A 19,679-nucleotide genomic window follows, 5' to 3' on the forward strand; every position below is an offset into this window, starting at 1 on the left:
GCACTCAGCGATCCGGCGGCTCGCCGGGCAAGGCCCCCGCGGCCTTCGGCAGCGCTCGTTCCGGCATCGCATTGCGCACGGCGTCGTCCACGTTCTCCAGAAAAACGAACTCGAGTCGCTCCTTCGCCTGCGTTGGCACTTCTTCGAGGTCCCGCCGGTTTCTGGCCGGCAACAGCACCCGCGCGATGCCGGCGCGCATCGCTGCGAGCACCTTGTCCTTGATGCCGCCGACCGGCAGCACCAGTCCCCGCAGGCTGATCTCGCCAGTCATCGCCGTGTCGTTGCGTACCGGCAGGTCGGTGAACAACGAGGCCATGGCGACGAACATCGCGACGCCGGCGCTCGGCCCATCCTTGGGGATCGCCCCTGCCGGCACATGCACGTGGACGTTGGTCTTCGCGAAGCAGGCGACCTCAATCCCGAGGCTCGCCGCCCGCGTCTTGACCAGCGTCAGAGCGGCCTGCGCCGACTCCTTCATCACCTCGCCCAGCTGGCCGGTAAGGATCAGCCGGCCGTCGCCGGCGGTGCGGCTCGCTTCGATGAACAGGATATCGCCACCGGCCGGCGTCCACGCCAGGCCGGTCGCGACGCCAGCCAGTCCGGTCCGCAGGGCGACTTCATTGTCGTAGCGAACCGGCCCGAGGATCCCGGCCAGCGCGCCCTCTTCGACGTGCATCGCCTGAATCGTTCCTTCGGCGATGTTCACCGCCGCGCGGCGACAGACGGCGCCGATCTGCCTCTCCAGCGAACGGACACCGGCTTCGCGGGTGTAATCGCGGATGATCGCCAGCAGCGCCGCATCGGCAAAGTCGATCTGTCCGTCCTTGAGGCCATTCTGGTCGATCTGGCGTGCGACGAGATAACGCCGGGCGATCTCCAGTTTCTCCTCTTGCGTGTAGCCGGGAAGTTCGATGATCTCCATGCGGTCGCGCAGCGGTCCGGGAATGCTGTCGAGGACGTTCGCGGTGGTGATGAACAGCATTCGCGACAGGTCGTAGGGCAGCGCCAGGTAGTTGTCGCGAAAACTGTTGTTCTGCTCGGGATCGAGCACCTCCAGGAGCGCGGCCGACGGGTCGCCCTGGAGGCCACTGCCGAGCTTGTCGATCTCGTCGAGCATCATCACACAGCCCCTCGAACCGGCCTTGCGGATGGCCTGGATGATGTTGCCGGGAAGGGCGCCGATGTAGGTGCGCCGATGGCCGCGGATTTCGGCCTCGTCGTGCACACCACCGAGCGAGGCGCGAACGAACTTTCGCCCGAGCGCCCTGGCGATCGACTGGCCGAGGGACGTCTTGCCGACTCCCGGCGGGCCGACGAAACACAGGATTGGCCCGTGCCCGCCCGGCTTCAGCTTGCGCACCGCGAGAAACTCGACGATGCGCCTCTTGACCTGATCGAGTCCGAAGTGGTCGTCGTCGAGGATCTTCCTTGCCGCGGCGATTTCGATGCGGTCCGCTTCGGGTTCCTTCCACGGCAGTTCGACCAGCCAGTCGAGATACGTGCGCAGCATCGAATACTCGGCCGAACCGTCCGACAGGTGCTCCAGGCGCTGCAACTCCTTGTGCGCCTGGGTGGCAACCTCGTCGGGCATTTGTGCCTCGGCGATTGCCTTGCGCAGCGATTCGATTTCGCGGGCGTTGCCGGCGTCTCCCTCGCCAAGCTCCTTCTGAATCGAGCGCAACTGCTCGCGCAGCAGGTACTCGCGCTGACGCTGGTCGATGTTCGCCTTGGTACGCTCGTCGATCTCGCGCGACAGGCGCAGCACTTCCAGGCGCTGAAGCAGGCAATCGAGCACGATGTCCAGGCGCGGCGCCAGGTTCACCGCCTCAAGGACGCGCTGCTGGTCGGCCGCCTTGATCTCGGTGACGCTGGCGACCAGATCGGCCAGGGCCCCCGCCTGGCTGATGCTGCGGACCGCGGTCAGCAGCTCCGGCGAAACCTGCGGCTGGTACTGCAGCACTTCGACGGCACGTTCCCTGAGGCGGAGCAATCGTGCTTCGATCTCGCTGTCCGTTTCTTCGGGCTCTTCGATGCGGACCATGGTGGCCACCGGGAAGGGGTAGCCTGGCAGGTACCCGGCGACGCGAAATCGCTGCTCGCCCTGGCAGACGATGACGTGCGCGCCGTCAGGCAGAGTGACGTAGCGGAGGATGCTGGCAAGCGTCCCGAGTTGGCACAGATCATCAGGCCCCGGGATCTCGATCTCGGCGTTGCGCTGCAGCAGGATTCCCACCGGTCGTCCCGTTTTCACCGCGTGCTGCGCCGCCAGTACGGACGGCTCGCGACTGATGGTCAGCGGCAGGATCATGCGCGGGAACAGCACCACGTTGCGGATCGGCACGATCACCAGTGCATCCGCAGGGACCACCAGGACAGCGCTGCTTGCTGCGGGTCGATCGCGCTGAGGCGTGGTCGTGTCAGCGGACATTTTGCGCGTGCTCAGGCCAGCTGCCGCAGAACCAGCACCAGGCAGCCATTCTCCAGAAACTGCTGGTGCAGGCTGAAGTGGCCTGGCGGCAGGGTAATCCGACGCTCGAACCGCCCGTAGGGGATCTCGAGGCGGTGGATCGCCGCCCTGTGACAGGGCGAAGGCATTGGCCGCTCGCCACCGACCAGCACGCCTGTGGCGTCGAGTTCCACTTCAATCAGCCGCGAATCGACTCCCGGCAAGGCGACCAGCAGGGTCACTTCGTCTCCGTCCTGAAAGAGGTCGACAGCCGGTTGCCAGCACGGCGGTGAATGCGACGTTTCGATGGCAAAAATCCGCCGCTGCAGCCGCTCCGAACCCTGCAGAAGGTCCAGTGCCTCGGCCCACACCCAGATGTTTCGCTCACCCGATCTCATCGACTGAATCCCTTGCTCGGCAAAGCGTGGCGTTCACTGCCCGACCCCGGAAGTATAGCGCCGCTGATCCCGTTTTCCAGGCCGGGCACGGCCTTCCGATTTTTCCAGGCCGGGGATGGCCTTCCGTTCTATCGCATGGCAGCGCCCGGGACGAGGCCCGCCACCGTGCGCAGGGCGGCGACGATCACGACGACGCCCGCCTGGCGGTCGGCGGCGAGACCATGCAAAATGCCCGAGACCCCGATGGGCAGCAAACGCAGGTCATCCAGCAGCGGAACGTCACCGCCAATCCCCCGCTGACGCCGCGCAAGCCCGCAAGGCGTCTGGTCAGGCGCCCGGCCCGCTGCCACTGTCAATCAGGAAACGGTGCTATCCTGCGCAACACCCCGCCATAAATCGAGATCCCATGGTCCGTTCGCACCTCGTCGAACTGATGCGCCGCCAGCAGCTGAAAACGACCGAGCTGGCACGGCTGGCGCACGTCAATCGCAGCACGGTGGCCGCATTGACGCGCGATCGCGCGACCCGCGTCGATCTCACCGCGCTGGAGAGAATCTGCACGGTCCTCGGCTGCGGGCTCGGTGATCTGCTGGAAATCGTCCCGGACGCGCCTCGGCAAAACGACAACCCGCCGACTGCCGGAGCGAGCTGAATGCCCATGAGTCTCAGCCGCTGGCAGGCCGTCTCACAGTCGCAGTTCGCCTGGGAGCGCGAGGCGCTGGACTGGCTGCGCAACCAGCTTCCCGATCGCGAGCCCTGGCACGCCTGGACCAACTTCGAATTCATCGACGACGAGGGCAAGGTCAACGAGGTTGACGCGCTGATCCTGACGCCGGCGGGTCTCTTCCTGATCGAGATCAAGAGCCGGCCCGGCGTCGTCACCGGCGACACCCACACCTGGCTGTGGGTCACCGATGGTCGCGAACGCGCCTACGACAACCCGCTGATCCTCGCCAACCGCAAGTCGAAGCGGCTGGCCAGCCTGCTGCGGCGGCAGCCGTCGGTATTCAGGGCGAAAGTGCGCTTGCCCTTCGTCGAGCCGCTGATCTTCCTGTCGGCCACCAGCCTTGACTGCCGGCTCAGTGGCACGGCCCGGGCAGGCACTTACCTGCGCGGTCAGCCGAACAGCGAGTCCGATACCGGCATCATCGGCGCGCTGCAGAACGGAACCGCCAGTGCCCGCGCGATCCAGCTCGGCCGCGTCGACCATCAACACGCCCGGGTGCTCGCCCGGGCCATCGCCGAGGCCGGCGTCAGGCCCTCGAACAAGCATCGCAAGGTGGCCGATTACCAGCTCGGCGCGCTGTTGGCGGAAGGCGGCTCGTACCAGGACTGGGAGGGCACGCACACCGCGATGGCGGCTGTACGCCGGCGTATTCGCATCTACACCGTCGCCGCCGCCACCACGCCCGATGCGCGCAGGTCGCTGGTTCGCCAGGCGCAGCGAGAGTTCCAGATCCTCGAAGGCATCGACCACCCGGGCATCGTCAAGGTCAAGGACTACCAGGACACCGAACTCGGCCCGGCGCTCATCTTCGATCACGACCCCAAGGCCATCCGGCTCGACTTCCTGCTGCGCGAAATGGGCCACCAGCGGGGCCAACCGCGGGACCAACAGCGGAGCCAACAGCTCAACGTTGACCAGAGCCTGCAGATCGTCCGTGACCTGGCAGAGACCCTGAAGTACGCCCATCAGAAGCGCCTGTACCACCGCGCCCTGTGCCCGCAGAGCATTCTGGTTCAGGATGTCGCCGGCGCAACGCCACGGCCGCGCATCATGAACTGGCAGACCGGCGCACGCGAGGGCACGCAAGGCACCGACACCGCCGATCCCGCGCGCCGCACGGTCGGCGGCACGATGCACGTCGAGGAGTACGTCGAGGACCCCGGCCTGGTCTATCTGGCGCCCGAAACCTCGCAGTCCGACGCGCAGCACGGCCCAAGCCTGGATGTCTTCAGCCTGGGTGCGATCACCTATCACGTCTTCTCCGGACAGCCACCGGCAAGCTCGGTGCTCGATCTCGCCGAAAAGTTGCGCATCGGGCAGGGCCTGCGGCTGTCGGACGTGCTCGACGGCTGTGGCAGGCAGCTGCAGGACCTCATCCAGCACAGCACCTGTCCCGACGTGATGGGCCGCTATGGCACCATCGACGAGTTCCTGCAGGACCTCGACAAGGTCGTCGATGAACTGACGACCCCGGAGCCCGAGGCCACCGTCGATCCGGCCGAAGCCAACCCCGACGAGCGCATCGAAGGGGGCTTCACGGTCATTCGCAAGATGGGCCGAGGCTCGTCGGCGGACGTGCTGCTGGTCCGCGAGGACGGCAGGAGCGACGAGATGATCCTCAAGGTCGCCCTCGACGCCAGCCTCAACGACCGCCTCACCGCCGAGGGCGAAGCACTCTCCAAACTACGCCATCCGAATATCGTCGAGTGGCAGCGCACGCTCACCGTCAATGGCCGGACCGCGCTGCTGATGCACAAGGCCGGCGAAAAGACCCTGGCCGACCGCATCCGCGACGGAGCCCGCCTGTCGCTCGACCTCCTGCAGCGCTTCGGCGAAGAGCTGATCCAGGCGGTCGACTACCTCGATCAGCAGGGCGTCGCCCACCGCGACATCAAGCCCGAAAACATTGGCATGTCGCAGGCCGGTACCCGGGGCAAGCTGCAACTGGTGCTGTTCGATTTCTCGCTCACCCGCACTCCGGCCGAGAACATCGCCGCCGGCACGCATCCCTATCTCGACCCTTTCCTCTCTCTGCGCAAACCGGCGCGCTGGGATCTCCAGGCCGAGCGCTTTGCGCTCGCCGTCACCCTGCACGAAATGGTCACCGGCGTCGCGCCGCGCTGGGGCGATGGCAAGACGCAAGCGTCGATGCTCGATTGCGAAGCCACCCTCGCCAGCGAGCGCTTCGACCCCTTGCTGCGTGACGGTTTCACCGCCTTCTTCGCCAGAGCGCTGAACCGCAACCCGCGCAAGCGCTTCGACAATGCCGAAGAGATGCTGCGCGACTGGCGCCGGATCTTCGAGGCCGGCGCGTCGGCAAGCCAGTCGTCGCCAGACCCCTTCGAAGCCGTCGCCCGCCTGGCCACCGCCAGCACCAACATGGCCGAGCTGGGCTACAGCGTCGAAGCGCAGAACGTGCTCGAAGCGATGGCCATCCACAACGCGCTCGAGCTGCTGGCCGTCGATCGCGTGCGCTTTCGCTACCTGCGCGGCGTCGGCGACCGCATCCGCAAGGAAATCCGCCTCAAGGCCAAAGCCCTGGCTGCCATCCGGCCGGACCTCGTGCAAGGCCGCCCGACGCTGCACGAGGTCGACGACGACGCGGCAGCGGCCGGCGCGATCAGCGTCAACGAACTGGCCGCGCAGCTCCTGCCGCGCCGGCCGGCCGGTGACGACCGTGTCGAAGAGACCGCACTGGCGATCTACCTTGGCCTGGAAGAGGCCGAAGGCTCGACGCTCTGGACACCGCTGGGCGTCGCCGCCAGCGCACTTGCGATCGACCGCAACGACCTTTCCGCCGCCTTGCTGAAAGCCCGCGAGCGCTGGCTGAAAACGCCGCAGCTCACCGAACTGCGTAACCACTTCGAAAGCCTGCTCTCCACCCAGGGCGGGGTGATGACCGTCCCCGAGCTGGCGTTGGCGCTGCTCGCCATGCGCGGCTGCGCGTCGCAGGACGACGCCGAGCGCCTGCGCCTGGCGACCGCCGTGGTTCGTGCCTGTTGCGAAGCCGAAGCCCATCTGGAGCGTCTGCGCTTTCAGGAATTCGAACACCGCCCCCTGCCGCTGATCGCCGTTTCCGCCGAATTGGCCGAATACGCCCGCCGGCTCGGCGCGTCGGCGGACGCCTGCGCGCAGGCCGAACCCTTGCTGACGCCGCAGCGAGCGCTCGAAACACTGGAGTCGGTGCCCGCGCCGGAGGTCAGTCCGGCGCTCTCGGCGCAGCGCCTGTTGCGCCTGGCCACCGCCGCAGCGCAGCGCGCGGCGCTGTCCAGCCGCCAGGAGATCTATCCACGCGGCATGGCCGCTGCTCTGGCCCTGCGCCAGTCGCTCGGCGCGCTGATGGGGGTGCGCTTCCTGAAGCCGAAGGATGTGCAGGATCGCGTCGCCGGCCGCTACCCCGAAGCACAGCCGCTGCCGCGACGCCCACTCCTCGACACCCTGCTGGCCGACGTCGGCGCGCTGCTGGTCTGGAGCGACGACACCCCGGCCGGCCCGGGCTACCTGCCCTCGACGCAAGCGCTCGGCCCGTCGGCGGGCACTACCACGCAATACTCCCGCGCCACCACGGCCATGGAGCGCGGCCTGCCGGGAGCGGATGCCGGCAGCGACGAGGCCTCCGCCGCCGCCATCGAGGCGCAGAAGCTGGAAGACCGCCTGGCGTACGCGCGCACGGCCGGCGGATTTCTCGTGCTCACCGTCGAGCCGCGGCTGGCGCACCATGTCGAAGCCGAGTTGCTGCGCCGTTTCGGCCACCGGCGGGTGAGCTTCGAGGCGCTGATGCTCAAGGCGCTGCGCCAGCAGGCCGAAGCGTTGAAGGTCAACTGGAACGTCGTTCTGATGGCTGATGCCGCCGCTCCCACCAGCACCGACTGGAGCCGCCTGATGCGCCTGGTGCACAAGGCGCTGCCGCTGGTGAAGCAGGCGCTCCTCGAAGCCACCGCCCCGGTGCTGCTGGTCAACTCGGGTCTGATCGCCCGCTACGGCCTGATGCCGCTCATCGACGAGCTGCGTGACGAGATCGGCCGGCCGGGCAGGCCCGCCAGCCTGTGGATGCTGCTGCCGATGGCGGCCACCGGACTGCCGACCATCGACGACGTCCCCGTGCCGATCATCACCTCAACCCAGTGGGCGAATGTTCCCGTCGCCTGGGCCAGGAACCTGCACCGCGCAGCCTCCGCGGCCTGAACACAGAACTTGCGAACGAATTGAAGCCTGCACATGATCGATGCCAAAGTCCTGCTCGCTGATCTGACCCGCCTGCTCAAGCGGCTGGAAGACGACCTGCGCGAACGCGTGCTCAGCCCGTCCAGCGAGGTACCGGAGCTGCGCACCCGGCTTCAGGCAGAGTGGCAGGCGGCGCGCGATGCCGGGCAAACGGCCGAGACCTTCGAATCCTGGGCCGAGCAGGTCATCACCCAGGCCGGCGTGCACTGGCTGTTGAGCGGCGTCTTCCTGCGCTTCATCGAAGACAACGGGCTGGTGGAACGGCCGTGGATCAGCGGCACGCCGCAATCAGGCCGGCTGGCCCTGGCACGCGACCGGCATGACGCGTACTTCCGTGAACATCCGCACCAGAACGATCGCGACTACCTGATGGGCTGCTTCCAGGAGGCCGGTGCCTTGCCGGGCCTGCACACCTTCTTCGACGGCGCCCACAACCCGGTCTTTCGCCTCGGCATCAGCGGCGATGCGGCGATGGCGGTGATGCAGTTCTGGCAGGAGGTCGCCGCCGATTCCGGGGCGCTGATTCGCGACTTCACCGACCCGACCTGGAACACGCGCTTCCTCGGCGATCTGTACCAGGACCTGAGCGAAGCCACGCGCAAGCGCTATGCGCTGCTGCAGACGCCCGAGTTCGTCGAGGAGTTCATCCTCGACCGGACGCTGACCCCGGCGATCAACGAGTTTGGCTATCGCGAAGTGCGGACGATCGATCCCACCTGCGGATCGGGGCACTTCCTGCTCGGCGGCTTCCATCGCCTGATCGACGAGTGGTCGAGCAACGAGCCGGGGCGCAACCGGCGCGACATCGCTCAGAAAGCGCTGGACGCGGTCGCTGGCGTTGACCTGAATCCGTTCGCGGTCGCCATCGCGCGTTTCCGCCTGTTGTTGGCGGCATTGCGGGCCAGCGACGTGCGCCGAATGGCCGAGGCGCCGGATTTCAGGATTCATGTCGCCATTGGCGACAGCCTGCTGCACGGCAAGCGCTTTGGACTGACTGCCACCGACGACATGTTCCAGGAAGCCGACCATTTTGCCGATACAGGCTTGGCGCATGCCTACGCCAGCGAAGACCTGGCTGAGGTGCAGGCGATTCTGGGTCGGCAGTACCACGCCGTGGTGGGCAACCCGCCCTATATCGTTGTCAAGGACGCTGCGCTCAATGCGGCCTATCGCAAGTACTACGCCAGTTGCCATCGGCAGTATTCGCTCGGCGCGCCGTTCACCGAGCGCTTCTTCGATCTGGCTGTCACTGGGCGCGATGCGCAGCCTGCCGGTTTCGTCGGGCTGATCACCGCCAACTCGTTCATGAAGCGCGAGTTCGGCAGCAAGCTGATCGAGCAGGTGCTGCCGCGACTGGATCTCACGCATGTGGTTGATACGTCTGGCGCCTACATACCGGGCTACGGCACGCCCACTGTCATCCTTTTTGGCCGCCATCGGCCACCCATCGGCGATGGCGTGCGCACGGTGATGGGCATCAAGGGCGAGCCCAGCACGCCGGAAACTCCGGCACATGGGATGGTGTGGTCGGCGATCGTGGGGCAGATCGACCGCACGGGTTCCGAGAGCGAGTTCGTTAGCGTGGCTGACACGGCGCGGGCGACGTTTGCAAAGCACCCGTGGAGCATCGGTGGCGGTGGGGCCGCTGAACTGCGCGAGCAACTCGAAGAGCCAGCAGGTGGAAGGCTTCGGGACCTTGGCGCCGATCTCGGATTCGGAGTGGTCACGCGAGAAGACGACGCTTACCTGCTCGGCGAAGCAGCGCTGCTGCGCTTAGGAATCGACCCGACCCACACGAAACCCGCCGTCGATGGCGAGTGCGTTCGCGATTGGTCTATTGACTCTCCGACTGTTGCGCTCTGGCCCTATGGCGCGCCTGGGCTCGATGCCACTGCCTCTTATGCAACCCAAAGCGCTCTCTGGGCCTACAAGACTGGGCTCTCGGGTCGCGTGGCATATGGGAAATCGCAGCTCGAGCGCGGCCTTGAGTGGTTCGAGTATTCGATGTTCTTCAAGAGCCGGTTTACTACACCGCTCACAATCACCTTCGCCGAAATCGCTACCCACAACCACTTCGTCCTCGATCGCGGCGGCAAGGTCTTCAAGCAGACGGCACCGGTGATCAAACTGCCCGCCGGGGCCGGCGAGGACGAGCACCTGGGCCTGCTCGGACTGCTCAACTCGTCGGTGGCGTGTTTCTGGCTGCAGCAGGTTTGTCACAACAAGGGCGGACCCGGTGGTGGATGCAGCAAGGATGAGAAGTGGCATGATTTCTACGCATTCAATTCAACCAAGGTCGCAGAGTTCCCACTAACCGACAAGCGCCCGCTGGACATCGCCCAAACGCTCGACCGACTCGCCCACGAACTGGCAGCCATCAGCCCGGCGGCCTTGCTCGATACCTCGCGCGTAGCCGAAGGAGACCACGATGCAAGTCCATAAAACCACTGCCCGCATTCAAGCCTCTGGCGAACTCACCATCACACACCTGCCTTTTGCGCCGGGGACTCTGGTCGAAGTCTTGGTCGTGCGCAGCGAACGCAGCGCTGCCGAGCGCGAGCAGGAATGGGCGCGCTTGATGCAAGCGGTGCACGCGCTGCCGCACGCGCAGACGATCAGGGAAGAAGACATCGCCGTTGAAATCCACCGTCAGACGGCAATTCGTCAGGCGCTGACCGCTGTCGCGCAAGCGGGAACTTTCGCCGCCGTCGATGATGCGTGTGCCTGGCAGCGCGAGTTGCGCGTCGACCGGGCGCAGCCGGGGCGCGAGGACTGAAACCATGACCCTCCCCACCCGCCAAAGCCTTGACGCTGCCCGCACCCAGTCCGCCCGCCTTCGCCGCCAGATGATCGCTGCCCAGGAAGAACTCGACTGGCGCTGCTACCGCCTCTACGGTCTGCTGCCCGCCGGCAGCAAGGAATCCGATTTTGAGCACTCTGCGCCACCCGAAGTGGCGCTCGGCGAGCGTCCCTTCGAGATCGTGATGGCTCGCCGTATCCTTGAAGGCGCTCTACAGACCAAGTGGTTTGAGTGGCTGGGCATAAAGCCCAAGACGGACATCCCTCCGCACTGGCCAGCGGACTATCAGGCATTGGTTCAGCGTCGGATTTCGCTGATCGAGACAGACCGCAGCATCGGTCTGATCGAAGCGCCCAGTTGCAAGCGCCGCTGGGAATCTACCCCGTGGGAGTCTCTTGAGCAGGCGGCGCTGCGCGACTGGCTGCTGGCCCGGATCGAGTCGCCGCGCTACTGGACGAGCAGCGCCGGGCAGCCGCCGCAGATGACCAGCACCAGCCGCCTCGCCGACGCGCTGCAGCGCGACTCCGACTTCATGCAGATTGCCGGGTTGTACGCGGGTCACGCCGACTTCCACACCGCCCAACTCGTTGCCGAACTGGTGGCGTCGGAAGCGGTTCCCTTCCTGCCGGTGCTGCGCTACGCCGACACCGGCCTGCGCAAACGTGCCCAGTGGGAAGACACCTGGGCTTTGCAGCGGCGCGAGGATGTCGGCGAAGCAGTCGGCAAGATCCCGGTGCCGCCCAAGTACCAGAGCAAGGACTTCCTGAAGACCGATTACTGGCGCCTGCGCGGCGGCCTGGACGTGCCCAAGGAGCGCTGGATCAGCTACCCCGGCTGCGAACGCGGCGCCGACGGCAGCCTGGTCATCGCCTGGGCCGGCTGGGACCATCTGCAGCAGGCCACGGCCCTGGCCACCTACTTCATCGACATGAAGGAACGCGAAGGCTGGAGCCGCGAACGGCTACAACCCTTGCTCGCCGGCCTGCTCGAACTGCTGCCCTGGCTGAAGCAATGGCACAACGACATGAACCCCGATTTCGGCGCACGCATGGGCGACTACTACGAGAGTTTCGTGACCGACGAAGTGCGAGCACTGCAATTCACGCTCGATGACCTGCGTGCCTGGAAACCGGCGGTTACGGCGGCCAGGCGCGGGCGCAAGAGATCTGCAGCATGACGCAATCGCCAGCAACGGTCCCGATGACCTACACGCACCTCTGCGCATGGTGCGTCATCGCTGGCATTGGCATGCCACGTGGCCTGGATACGGTGACTCTGGCGTCGGGTGAAGCCTGGTCGTATTCCCTGATCAGAGACATTGACAAGGCATTCGCAGTCAGCGACCGCGGCGCGGCGTCTGCGCCGGCCAGCGCAACGTAAGGAGGGCCGACATGTTCGACCGCAACAGGCCCTTCAACGACCTGCCCCCCCTGCCGCCGGCGGCAGAGGTGGAGACCGCCGCCGTTCTCAAGAAGGCGATCACGGCCAGCCGTGCCCTGGCCGAGTTGAAGGGCATGGCCGAGCGCATGCCGAACCAGGCGATGTTGATCGACAGCCTGGTGCTGCAGGAAGCGCGCGCGTCGTCGGAGATCGAGAACATCCTGACGACGAACGACGAGCTGTTCAAGGCGGCGTCGGACGAAGCCCTGCCGGCCAGCGCCGAAGCCAGGGAGGTGCTGCGCTACCGGCAGGCGCTGAACTACGGCTTCCGGCAGATCAGGGAACGGCCGCTGGCCACGGGCCTGTTCATCGAAATCGCGCAGCTCATCAAGCAGACCGACGTCAGCGTGCGTCGTACGCCCGGCACACGCATCACCAACGGCCGGGGTGAGACGATCTACACGCCGCCCGAAGGCGAAGCGGTCATCCGCGACAAGCTGCGTCACCTTGAGAACTTCATGCACGCCGAGGATGGGCCGGGAAGCGGGCCGGGAGGCGGGCCGGGAAGGGGGCCGGGAAGCGGGCTGGACGTGCTGGTGAAGATGGCGCTGGTGCACTACCAGTTCGAGGCCATCCACCCCTTCCCCGATGGCAACGGGCGCAGCGGGCGAATCGTGAACATCCTGTACCTGGTGGACCGGGGGCTGCTCAACCTGCCGGTGCTCTACCTGTCGCGCCACATCATCGACCACAAGCCGGCCTACTACGAAGGCCTGCGGCGGGTCACCGAGGAAGGCGCCTGGGGCGACTGGGTGCTATACATGCTGGACGCGGTGGAGCAGACCTCGCTGCGCACGCGCCAGCAGATCACCGACATCATGGCGCTGATGGAAGCGGTGCGCGAACGCGTGCAACGCGAGGCGCCCGGCGTCTACAGCAAGGACCTGATCGAGCAGATCTTCCGGCAGCCCTACTGCAAGATCCAGTTCCTCGAACGTGCCGGCATTGGCACGCGGCAGACCTGTGCCAAGTACCTGCGCGAACTGGAGCGCCTGGGCGTGCTGCACGGCGAGAAGATCGGCCGTGAGGTGTATTTCATCAACCAGGCGCTGTTCGCGCTGCTGACGCGATGAGCAAATCGGCCGACCGCACGACACGATCTGTTAAAAACATGATCGTATTTTTAACAGGTTGTCGCCACATGTTCGTTTGGACAACATGTCGGCCCCAAGGGGCGGGCCGCCGGAAAGGAAGCATTCGATGCCGCTGCTGAAAGACCTGATCGCCATCCCGGAGCGCGTGCACCAGGGCGACTTCGTCCTCAATCTGGCCGACGGCGTGGCGCATGCCGAGGCGACGCTGAGCGACTACGTGGTGACGCCGCAGCTCAACGCCTCCTTCAACGATGCGCTGAACTTCATCAAGCAGTCGGTCCAGGGCGGCACCAGCAAGGCCGCGTACCTGCACGGCAGTTTCGGCTCGGGCAAGAGCCACTTCATGGCGGTGCTCAACCTGCTGCTCGACAACAACGTGTCGGCGCGCTCGATGCCCGAGCTGGCCGACGTCGTCGCTCAGCACAACGGCTGGACGCAGGAGCGCAGGTTCCTGCTCGTCCCATATCACATGATCGGTGCGCGCAGCATGGAGTCGGCGATCCTCGGCGGCTACGCCGAGTTCGTGCGCAAGCGCCATCCGGAGGCGCCGATCCCGGGCTTCTACCTGTCGGAGCGCCTTTTTGAAGACGCGGTGCGCATGCGCGATCGCCTCGGCGACGAGGCTTTCTTCCGGGATCTGAACGCGGGGTCCGATGCCGACGACAACGGCGGCGGCGCTGACAGCGGCTGGGGTGAGCTGAGCGGCGGCTGGGATGCGACGAGCTTCGAAGCCGCGATGCTCGAGCCGCCGAGCGGGGACGACCGCGTGCGCCTGGTCGGCGACCTGATCAGCCGCTACTTCACGGCCATCGCCGATGTCGCCGAGAGCCGCGGCGAGGCCTTCGTGCCGCTCGACGACGGCCTGAGCATCATCAGCCGCCACGCTCACGCGCTCGGCTACGACGCGGTGATCCTGTTCCTCGACGAGCTGATCCTGTGGCTGGCCAGCCGGGCGGCCGATGTCAGCTTCGTCAGCAGCGAGGGCACCAAGCTCGTCAAGCTGGTCGAGGCCGGCAACGCTGACCGGCCGATTCCGCTGGTCAGCTTCGTCGCCCGGCAACGCGACCTGCGCGAACTGGTCGGCGAAAACCTCGCCGGCTCGCTGCAATTGCAGTTCAGCGACGTGCTGCGCCACTGGGAAGCGCGCTTCCACCGCATCACGCTCGAAGACCGCAACCTGCCGGCGATCGCCGAGAAGCGCGTGCTCCGGCCGTTGTCCGAAGCGGCCCGGCAGACTCTTGGCAACGCCTTCGATGAATTCCAGAAGGTCAGGCCCGAGGTCTGGAACACGCTGCTGACCGAGACCGCGGACAAGGAGATGTTCCGCAAGGTCTATCCGTTCAGCCCGGCACTGGTGCAGACCCTGATTGCCGTATCGGCGGCCTTGCAGCGCGAGCGCACGGCCTTGAAGCTGATGCTGCAACTGCTGGTCGATCGGCGCGACGACCTGGAACTGGGCCAGATCATCCCGGTCGGCGACCTCTTCGACGTGATCGCCGATGGCGACGAACCGTTTTCGGAAGCGATGCGCATCCACTTCGACAACGCCAAGCGGCTGTATCGGCGGAAGCTGCTGCCGCATCTGGAACGCCAGCACGGCGTGACCTGGGAAAACATCCGCATCGGCGACGCCGACCCGGCCAGGGCGCGAGCGCTGCGCAACGATGCGCGGCTGATCAAGACGCTGCTGCTGAGCGCGCTGGTGCCGGAAGTCGATTCCTTGAAGGCCCTGACGGCGCAACGCCTGGCCGCGCTGAACCACGGCACGATCCGCTCGCCGATCCCCGGCCGCGAAACCCAGGACGTGCTGCGCAAGTGCAAGGAGTGGGCGGCCGACATCGGCGAGATCAAGGTCACCGACGATACCAACTCGCTGATCTCGATCCAGGTCACCGGCGTCGACATCGAGCCCATCGTGCGCGGGCCGGCTGCCTCCAGCGACAACCCGGGCAACCGCCGGCGGCGCGTGAAAGAGATGCTGTTCGAGCAACTCGGCGTGACCGACACCAACGACCTCTTCGCCACCTACACGGTGCTGTGGCGCGGGACCCGGCGCGAGGTCGAGGTGCTGTTCGAGAACGTCCGCGAGATGTCGGACGAGAAGCTGCGCGGGCGCGCGGGCACCTGGAGCGTGGTCATCGACTTCCCGTTCGACGACCCGCAGTTCACCCCGGCCGACGATCTGGTCCGTTTGGCCGACTATCGCGGCGACGATACGCAGACCCTGGTGTGGCTGCCGTCGTTCTTCAGCGCCAGGGCGCAGCATGATCTGGGCCGGCTGGTGGTGCTGGACTACATCCTCACCGGGGAGCGCTTCAACGAGCTGGCCGCCCACCTGGCGCTGGTCGATCGCGGGCCGGCGCAGGCGCTGCTGCGCAACCAGCGCGACCAGTTGCAGCAGCGGGTTCGGCAATACCTGGAGGTGGCCTACGGCATCGCCGGCGACTCGCGCGACGCGGTGGTGAACCCGATGGCGCCCGAAGACCAGTTCCGCTCGCTGGACCGGACGCTGACGCCGCTGCCGCCGGTCGGGGCGAACCTGAAATCGGCGTTCGAGGCGCTGCTCGACCAGCTCTTCAGGCACCAATACCCGGCGCATCCGGTCTTCGATGCCGAGGTGAGGCCAGCGGTGGTGAAAAAAGTGTGGCCGGAACTGGAGCGGGCGATCGGCAGCGCCGACGGACGCGCGCCGGTCGGCGATCGCGTGCTGCGGCAACTGATCCGCTCGATCGCCGACCCGGTGCATTTGGGCAAGACGGGCGAGAGCCATTTTGTGCTGCTTGACCATTGGCGCTCGCACTTTCTCCGCGAGCAGGCCAAAGCGGGCGCCGCGATCACCGTCGCCGATCTGCGCAAGTGGATCGACCAGCCGCTGGCGATGGGGCTGCCGGCCGAGGTGCAGAACCTGATCATCCTGGCCTTCGCCGGGCATACGAATCGCCGTTTCGTGCGCGGCCATGTCCCCTACCTGGCGAGCATCGACCAGATGCCGGACGAACTGGAGCTGCGCGAGCAGATCCTGCCCGAACCCGGCGACTGGGAGGCCGCCTGCAAGCGTGCCGCCGCGCTGTTCGGTCTGACGATCCCGACATCGCGCCATGCGGGTAACGTCGCCAGGCTGGTCGAGGAAGTTCAGGCCAGGGCGCGTGAGGCCCGCGAGCCGATCAGCAGCCTGGTCAGGACGCTGAACGAGAAGTCGGCCTTGTTCCCGGCGGCGAGCGACAACCGTCGCCTGCAGACGGCACGTTCGGCGCTGGCCTTGCTCGCCGGGCTGCTGAGTGCCGAAAGCGCGGCGGTGGTCACGACCCTTGCCGGGGCAACGATAGAAACCTCCGAGGTCGCCATGCGCCAGACCCTGGCCAGGGCACGTGAACTGGATGAAGCGGTTCGCACCGCAGCGTGGGACATCTTCGAGGCGATGAAGGCGCTGAACGACGAGCGGCAAACCGCCGCGCGGGCGATCGTCGCCAGGGTGTGCGAGACACTGGCCGCCGACGAGCATGCGATCGGCTTGAAGGCGGCGCTCGACGACCAGCGCGGCAGGGCCGTGCGCTTGCTGACCGTGGCACCGCCGCCAGCGCCTCCCGGTCCGGTGTCGCCGCCGCTGCCGCCGGAAAAACCTGCGCCGGCACCCAGGCCACGGGTAATCGTGCAGGAATCCGCCGCGGCTGACCTTGACCGCACGCAGGCGCTGGCGCTGCTCGACGATCTGCACGCCAAACTCGACAAGGACACGGACCTGCGGCTGTCGATCTCGTGGCGGCTCGAAAGGCCGGGGAGCAGCAAGTGACCGGTGCCACCGGGCCTTTGTCCTTGCCGCAGCTCGAGGCACAGGCGCTCGCCGTGCTGGAGCGCGCGAGCGACGCCAAGGTCATCGCCATTCAGACCAGGACGCAGGCGGCGTGGCCGGATGCCATCAAGCTGTCGGGCCGGCCGTTCCGGCTGCGCTGGTGCGACAGCCCGTTGATGGTCCGCGAGGCGCTGTCCGCGCTGGAAGAGGGCGCTGAGGAGCAGGCCTGCCCCGGCCTGATCCTGTTGACGCCGCTGTCCGCACGCGATTTGGGCGGCGACGTGGTGGCCCGACTGGCCCGCGCTCAGGTTTTTCAGCCCGACGCCTGGGGAATGGTGCAGCAGCTCTTCAAGGCGCGCGAGATCGACGCGCGACTCGGCCGTTTCCGGTGGATGGCGCAACTGCTTGTCGAGCGGTCCGGCGTCGGTGCGTATCCGCCCGTGCCCAACGGCTTCCTCGATATGGACACGGCGTGGCGTCACGTCCTTGGCCGGTGCCTGAGTCTGGATGCCTCGACGCCGGATGCGGCAATGCTGTTGAACTGGTCTCTGGGTTCCGACGCGGCCGGGTATTTCAACGATCTGCCCGATCAGGCCAAACCGCAGGTCACCGCCTGGCTCGGCGATTCAGCCGGAGCGGTAGGCGCGCTGGTCATGTGTTGCGTAATGGCCGGCAACACGCGGGATGCCGTCCCGCTCGGACTGGTGTGCGGCGTGGTGCTGTCGGCACAGGGCGAAGGCGTGCATGAGCTTGCCGCCGCCGCGATACGTCTCGAACGCTTCATCGGCGGCAAGCGCATCGGCACCGCCGAGGGACGTCTTTGGGGCAATGACGCCGCGAAGTGTCTGAAGGCCTTGACGCCGGCCTTGCGTCACGAGGTGATCGAACGCGCCGAGTTGCTGCTGCGCGAGCTTCATGTTGATACCTGCGCGCGTCTGAGCGATGTGCTTCCGCTCGGCCTGGAGCAGCGGCTTGCACTACTCGCGGATGCGCTCAAGACCTTCATGGCCGGGCCAGCGACGGCACAACTTCAGGCCATCGAAGGCGCGGCCGATTCGGTAACGTGCCATGCCCATGCCGATCCGGCAAGCACACGGATGCTGCGGGTGAAGATGGCCGTTCGCCTGTGTCGATGGCTGATCGCCGAGCGGCCAGACAGCAAGGATTCGAGCGAAGGTCGGGCAAGCGGGTTCGCTGACCTCGCGCAACGGTATGCCCGCGAAGGCGCTTTCGTCGATTGGGCACGTTTCAAACTGCTCGGCGGCGACGACCTGCCGGGCCTTTCTTCAGCCTTCGTTGCCTTGCGCGAAGCGGCACGCACAAAGGCCGAGGCATTCAATCAACGCTTTGCGCAAGCCCTGCAGGTCTGGAACCGTGAGCCCCGGGCAGAACCCGCATGCATGCCGGTGGAAGCGATTGTCGAACGCTTGCTTGCCCCACTGGCAAAGCAAACCCCGGTGCTGTTGCTGGTGGCGGACGGACTGAGTTACCCCATCTTTCGGGAGCTTTTCGAGGGCCTGGAGGCCCTGGGATGGGACGAGCAGGTCACGGCTTCGCCGACGACACTGGCGGTCGGTATCGCCGCGCTACCGACGATTACCGAAGTGAGCCGCAGCAGCCTGTTGTCGGGCCGCCTGGTGGTCGGCGCAGCAGCGCAGGAGAAGAGCGCGTTCGCAACGCATCCTGCCCTGGTCGGCGCGTCGCGCGCCGGGAGCAGGCCGGTGGTGTTCCACAAGGGCGATCTCGCAGACGCCGAAGGTTTGTCGTCGACGGTTCGCGATGCGATCGCCTCGCCGCAGCAGCAGGTGGTGGCGGTCGTCTACAACGCCGTCGACGACCACCTGAGCGGCTCGAACCAGATCCGGGTGCGCTGGACGATCGATGATCTGCGGCTGCTTGGGCCCTTGTTGAGCGAAGCACGTCGAGCGCGGCGGGTGGTCGTGGTCACCGCCGACCATGGACATGTGATCGACGATGGCACGGTGCAGCGTGGCCAGGGGGAAGGCGACCGCTGGCGGTTGCCATCGGGTACGCCAGACGCAGGCGAGCTGCTCTTCGAGGGTGGTCGCGTGAAGACGCCATCCGGCAACGCGGTACTCTGCATCTGGTCGGAAGGCGTCCGCCACGGAGCCAGGAAGAACGGCTATCACGGCGGGGCATCGGCACAGGAAGTCGTCGTGCCGCTGAGCGTGTTTACGCCACGCAACATGGTGCTGAAGGGCTGGCAGGTGGCGGCTGCGCCACAACCGGATTGGTGGGCGCCGCTGGAGGCCGCATTGCCAGCAGGAGGCCCTGAAACGCCGGTGCTCCCGAAGAAGCCGCCGAGAGCGAAACCGCTGGCTTCGCCCACACCACAGATCGATCTGTTCGGTGGGACGCTACCCGTCGCGGCACCCGCGCCCGCAGTGAACTGGATCGACGCCCTTCAGGCGTCGCCCGCCTACACGGCGCAGAAGGCGCTGGCAGCGCGGGTGGCGCCGGCCGATGCCGAGGTGCGCTCCCTGTTGGAGGCACTGGCGGCTCGTGGCGGGAAGCTTTCCAAAGCCGCCCTCGCGCAGCGCCTTGGCATGCCCGCAATGCGCATCAGCGGCTTTGTCAATGCCGTCAAGCGCGTGCTCAACCTTGATCAAGCCGCGGTACTGGTGCTCGACGAGACGGCGGGTACGGTGGAGCTGAACCGGGAATTGCTGGGGCGTCAGTTTCTGGTGCCCGACGCAGCAAGAGTGGCGAGAGCCGCAACCTAAAAAATCGCGCTAGAGA

General features: G+C 66.6%; 12 protein-coding genes. 9 read left to right on the forward strand and 3 right to left on the reverse strand.

Annotated elements, in window-relative coordinates:
• Positions 1-4 precede the first annotated feature (4 nt).
• The 3 genes from lon to Q1L50_RS05675 form a co-directional block, all read right to left on the reverse strand.
• Positions 5-2,428: an endopeptidase La gene (gene lon, locus Q1L50_RS05665; RefSeq protein ID WP_300336600.1), complete on the reverse strand. Its 2,424-nt coding sequence runs from the start codon at positions 2,426-2,428 to the stop codon at positions 5-7.
• Between the two features lie 11 nt (positions 2,429-2,439).
• Complete coding sequence (locus tag Q1L50_RS05670) at positions 2,440-2,844, reverse strand: Hsp20/alpha crystallin family protein (protein WP_300336602.1); 405 nt, start codon at positions 2,842-2,844, stop codon at positions 2,440-2,442.
• A 128-nt stretch (positions 2,845-2,972) separates the two neighbouring features.
• Positions 2,973-3,098, reverse strand: a complete 126-nt coding sequence (locus Q1L50_RS05675; RefSeq protein WP_300336604.1) for a hypothetical protein — start codon at positions 3,096-3,098, stop codon at positions 2,973-2,975.
• Positions 3,099-3,250: 152 nt separating this feature from the next.
• Here Q1L50_RS05675 and Q1L50_RS05680 point away from each other — a divergent pair, with 152 nt between their 5' ends.
• From Q1L50_RS05680 to pglZ, 9 genes are all read left to right on the forward strand, one after another.
• The gene (locus tag Q1L50_RS05680; protein WP_300336606.1) at positions 3,251-3,496 is read left to right on the forward strand and encodes a helix-turn-helix transcriptional regulator; all 246 of its coding nucleotides are present in this window, start codon (positions 3,251-3,253) and stop codon (positions 3,494-3,496) included.
• Positions 3,497-7,756 carry a BREX system serine/threonine kinase PglW gene (gene pglW, locus Q1L50_RS05685; RefSeq protein ID WP_300336608.1) on the forward strand — a complete coding sequence of 1,420 codons (4,260 nt, stop codon included), beginning with the start codon at positions 3,497-3,499 and terminating at the stop codon, positions 7,754-7,756.
• A gap of 33 nt (positions 7,757-7,789) precedes the next feature.
• Positions 7,790-10,237, forward strand: a complete 2,448-nt coding sequence (pglX, locus tag Q1L50_RS05690; protein ID WP_300336610.1) for a BREX-2 system adenine-specific DNA-methyltransferase PglX — start codon at positions 7,790-7,792, stop codon at positions 10,235-10,237.
• Entirely contained in the window at positions 10,224-10,571 is a 348-nt protein-coding gene (locus tag Q1L50_RS05695) for a hypothetical protein (RefSeq protein WP_300336612.1), read from the forward strand. The genes pglX (Q1L50_RS05690) and Q1L50_RS05695 overlap by 14 nt, the downstream gene beginning before the upstream one ends.
• Positions 10,572-10,575: 4 nt before the next feature.
• Positions 10,576-11,772, forward strand: a complete 1,197-nt coding sequence (gene pglX / locus Q1L50_RS05700; protein WP_300336614.1) for a BREX-2 system adenine-specific DNA-methyltransferase PglX — start codon at positions 10,576-10,578, stop codon at positions 11,770-11,772.
• The gene (locus Q1L50_RS05705; RefSeq protein ID WP_300336616.1) at positions 11,769-11,975 is read left to right on the forward strand and encodes a hypothetical protein; all 207 of its coding nucleotides are present in this window, start codon (positions 11,769-11,771) and stop codon (positions 11,973-11,975) included. The genes pglX (Q1L50_RS05700) and Q1L50_RS05705 overlap by 4 nt, the downstream gene beginning before the upstream one ends.
• Positions 11,976-11,986: 11 nt before the next feature.
• Positions 11,987-13,108, forward strand: coding sequence for a Fic family protein (locus tag Q1L50_RS05710; RefSeq protein ID WP_300336618.1), 1,122 nt, complete (start codon positions 11,987-11,989; stop codon positions 13,106-13,108).
• Positions 13,109-13,235: 127 nt separating this feature from the next.
• Positions 13,236-16,919: a DUF6079 family protein gene (locus Q1L50_RS05715; protein WP_300336619.1), complete on the forward strand. Its 3,684-nt coding sequence runs from the start codon at positions 13,236-13,238 to the stop codon at positions 16,917-16,919.
• The gene (gene pglZ / locus Q1L50_RS05720) at positions 16,916-19,663 is read left to right on the forward strand and encodes a BREX-2 system phosphatase PglZ (protein WP_300336620.1); all 2,748 of its coding nucleotides are present in this window, start codon (positions 16,916-16,918) and stop codon (positions 19,661-19,663) included. Before Q1L50_RS05715 ends, pglZ begins: the two co-directional genes overlap by 4 nt.
• The last annotated feature ends 16 nt before the right edge of the window (positions 19,664-19,679 follow it).

Source organism: Accumulibacter sp. (assembly GCF_029255145.1).
Taxonomy (GTDB): Bacteria; Pseudomonadota; Gammaproteobacteria; order Burkholderiales; family Rhodocyclaceae; genus Accumulibacter.

Coding starts and splice junctions, on each gene's coding strand:
- lon (WP_300336600.1), bottom strand. CDS start 2,428: ATGTCCGCTGACACGACCACGCCTCAGCGCGATCGACCCGCAGCAAGC.
- Q1L50_RS05670 (WP_300336602.1), bottom strand. CDS start 2,844: ATGAGATCGGGTGAGCGAAACATCTGGGTGTGGGCCGAGGCACTGGAC.
- Q1L50_RS05680 (WP_300336606.1), top strand. CDS start 3,251: ATGGTCCGTTCGCACCTCGTCGAACTGATGCGCCGCCAGCAGCTGAAA.
- pglW (WP_300336608.1), top strand. CDS start 3,497: ATGCCCATGAGTCTCAGCCGCTGGCAGGCCGTCTCACAGTCGCAGTTC.
- pglX (WP_300336610.1), top strand. CDS start 7,790: ATGATCGATGCCAAAGTCCTGCTCGCTGATCTGACCCGCCTGCTCAAG.
- Q1L50_RS05695 (WP_300336612.1), top strand. CDS start 10,224: ATGCAAGTCCATAAAACCACTGCCCGCATTCAAGCCTCTGGCGAACTC.
- pglX (WP_300336614.1), top strand. CDS start 10,576: ATGACCCTCCCCACCCGCCAAAGCCTTGACGCTGCCCGCACCCAGTCC.
- Q1L50_RS05705 (WP_300336616.1), top strand. CDS start 11,769: ATGACGCAATCGCCAGCAACGGTCCCGATGACCTACACGCACCTCTGC.
- Q1L50_RS05710 (WP_300336618.1), top strand. CDS start 11,987: ATGTTCGACCGCAACAGGCCCTTCAACGACCTGCCCCCCCTGCCGCCG.
- Q1L50_RS05715 (WP_300336619.1), top strand. CDS start 13,236: ATGCCGCTGCTGAAAGACCTGATCGCCATCCCGGAGCGCGTGCACCAG.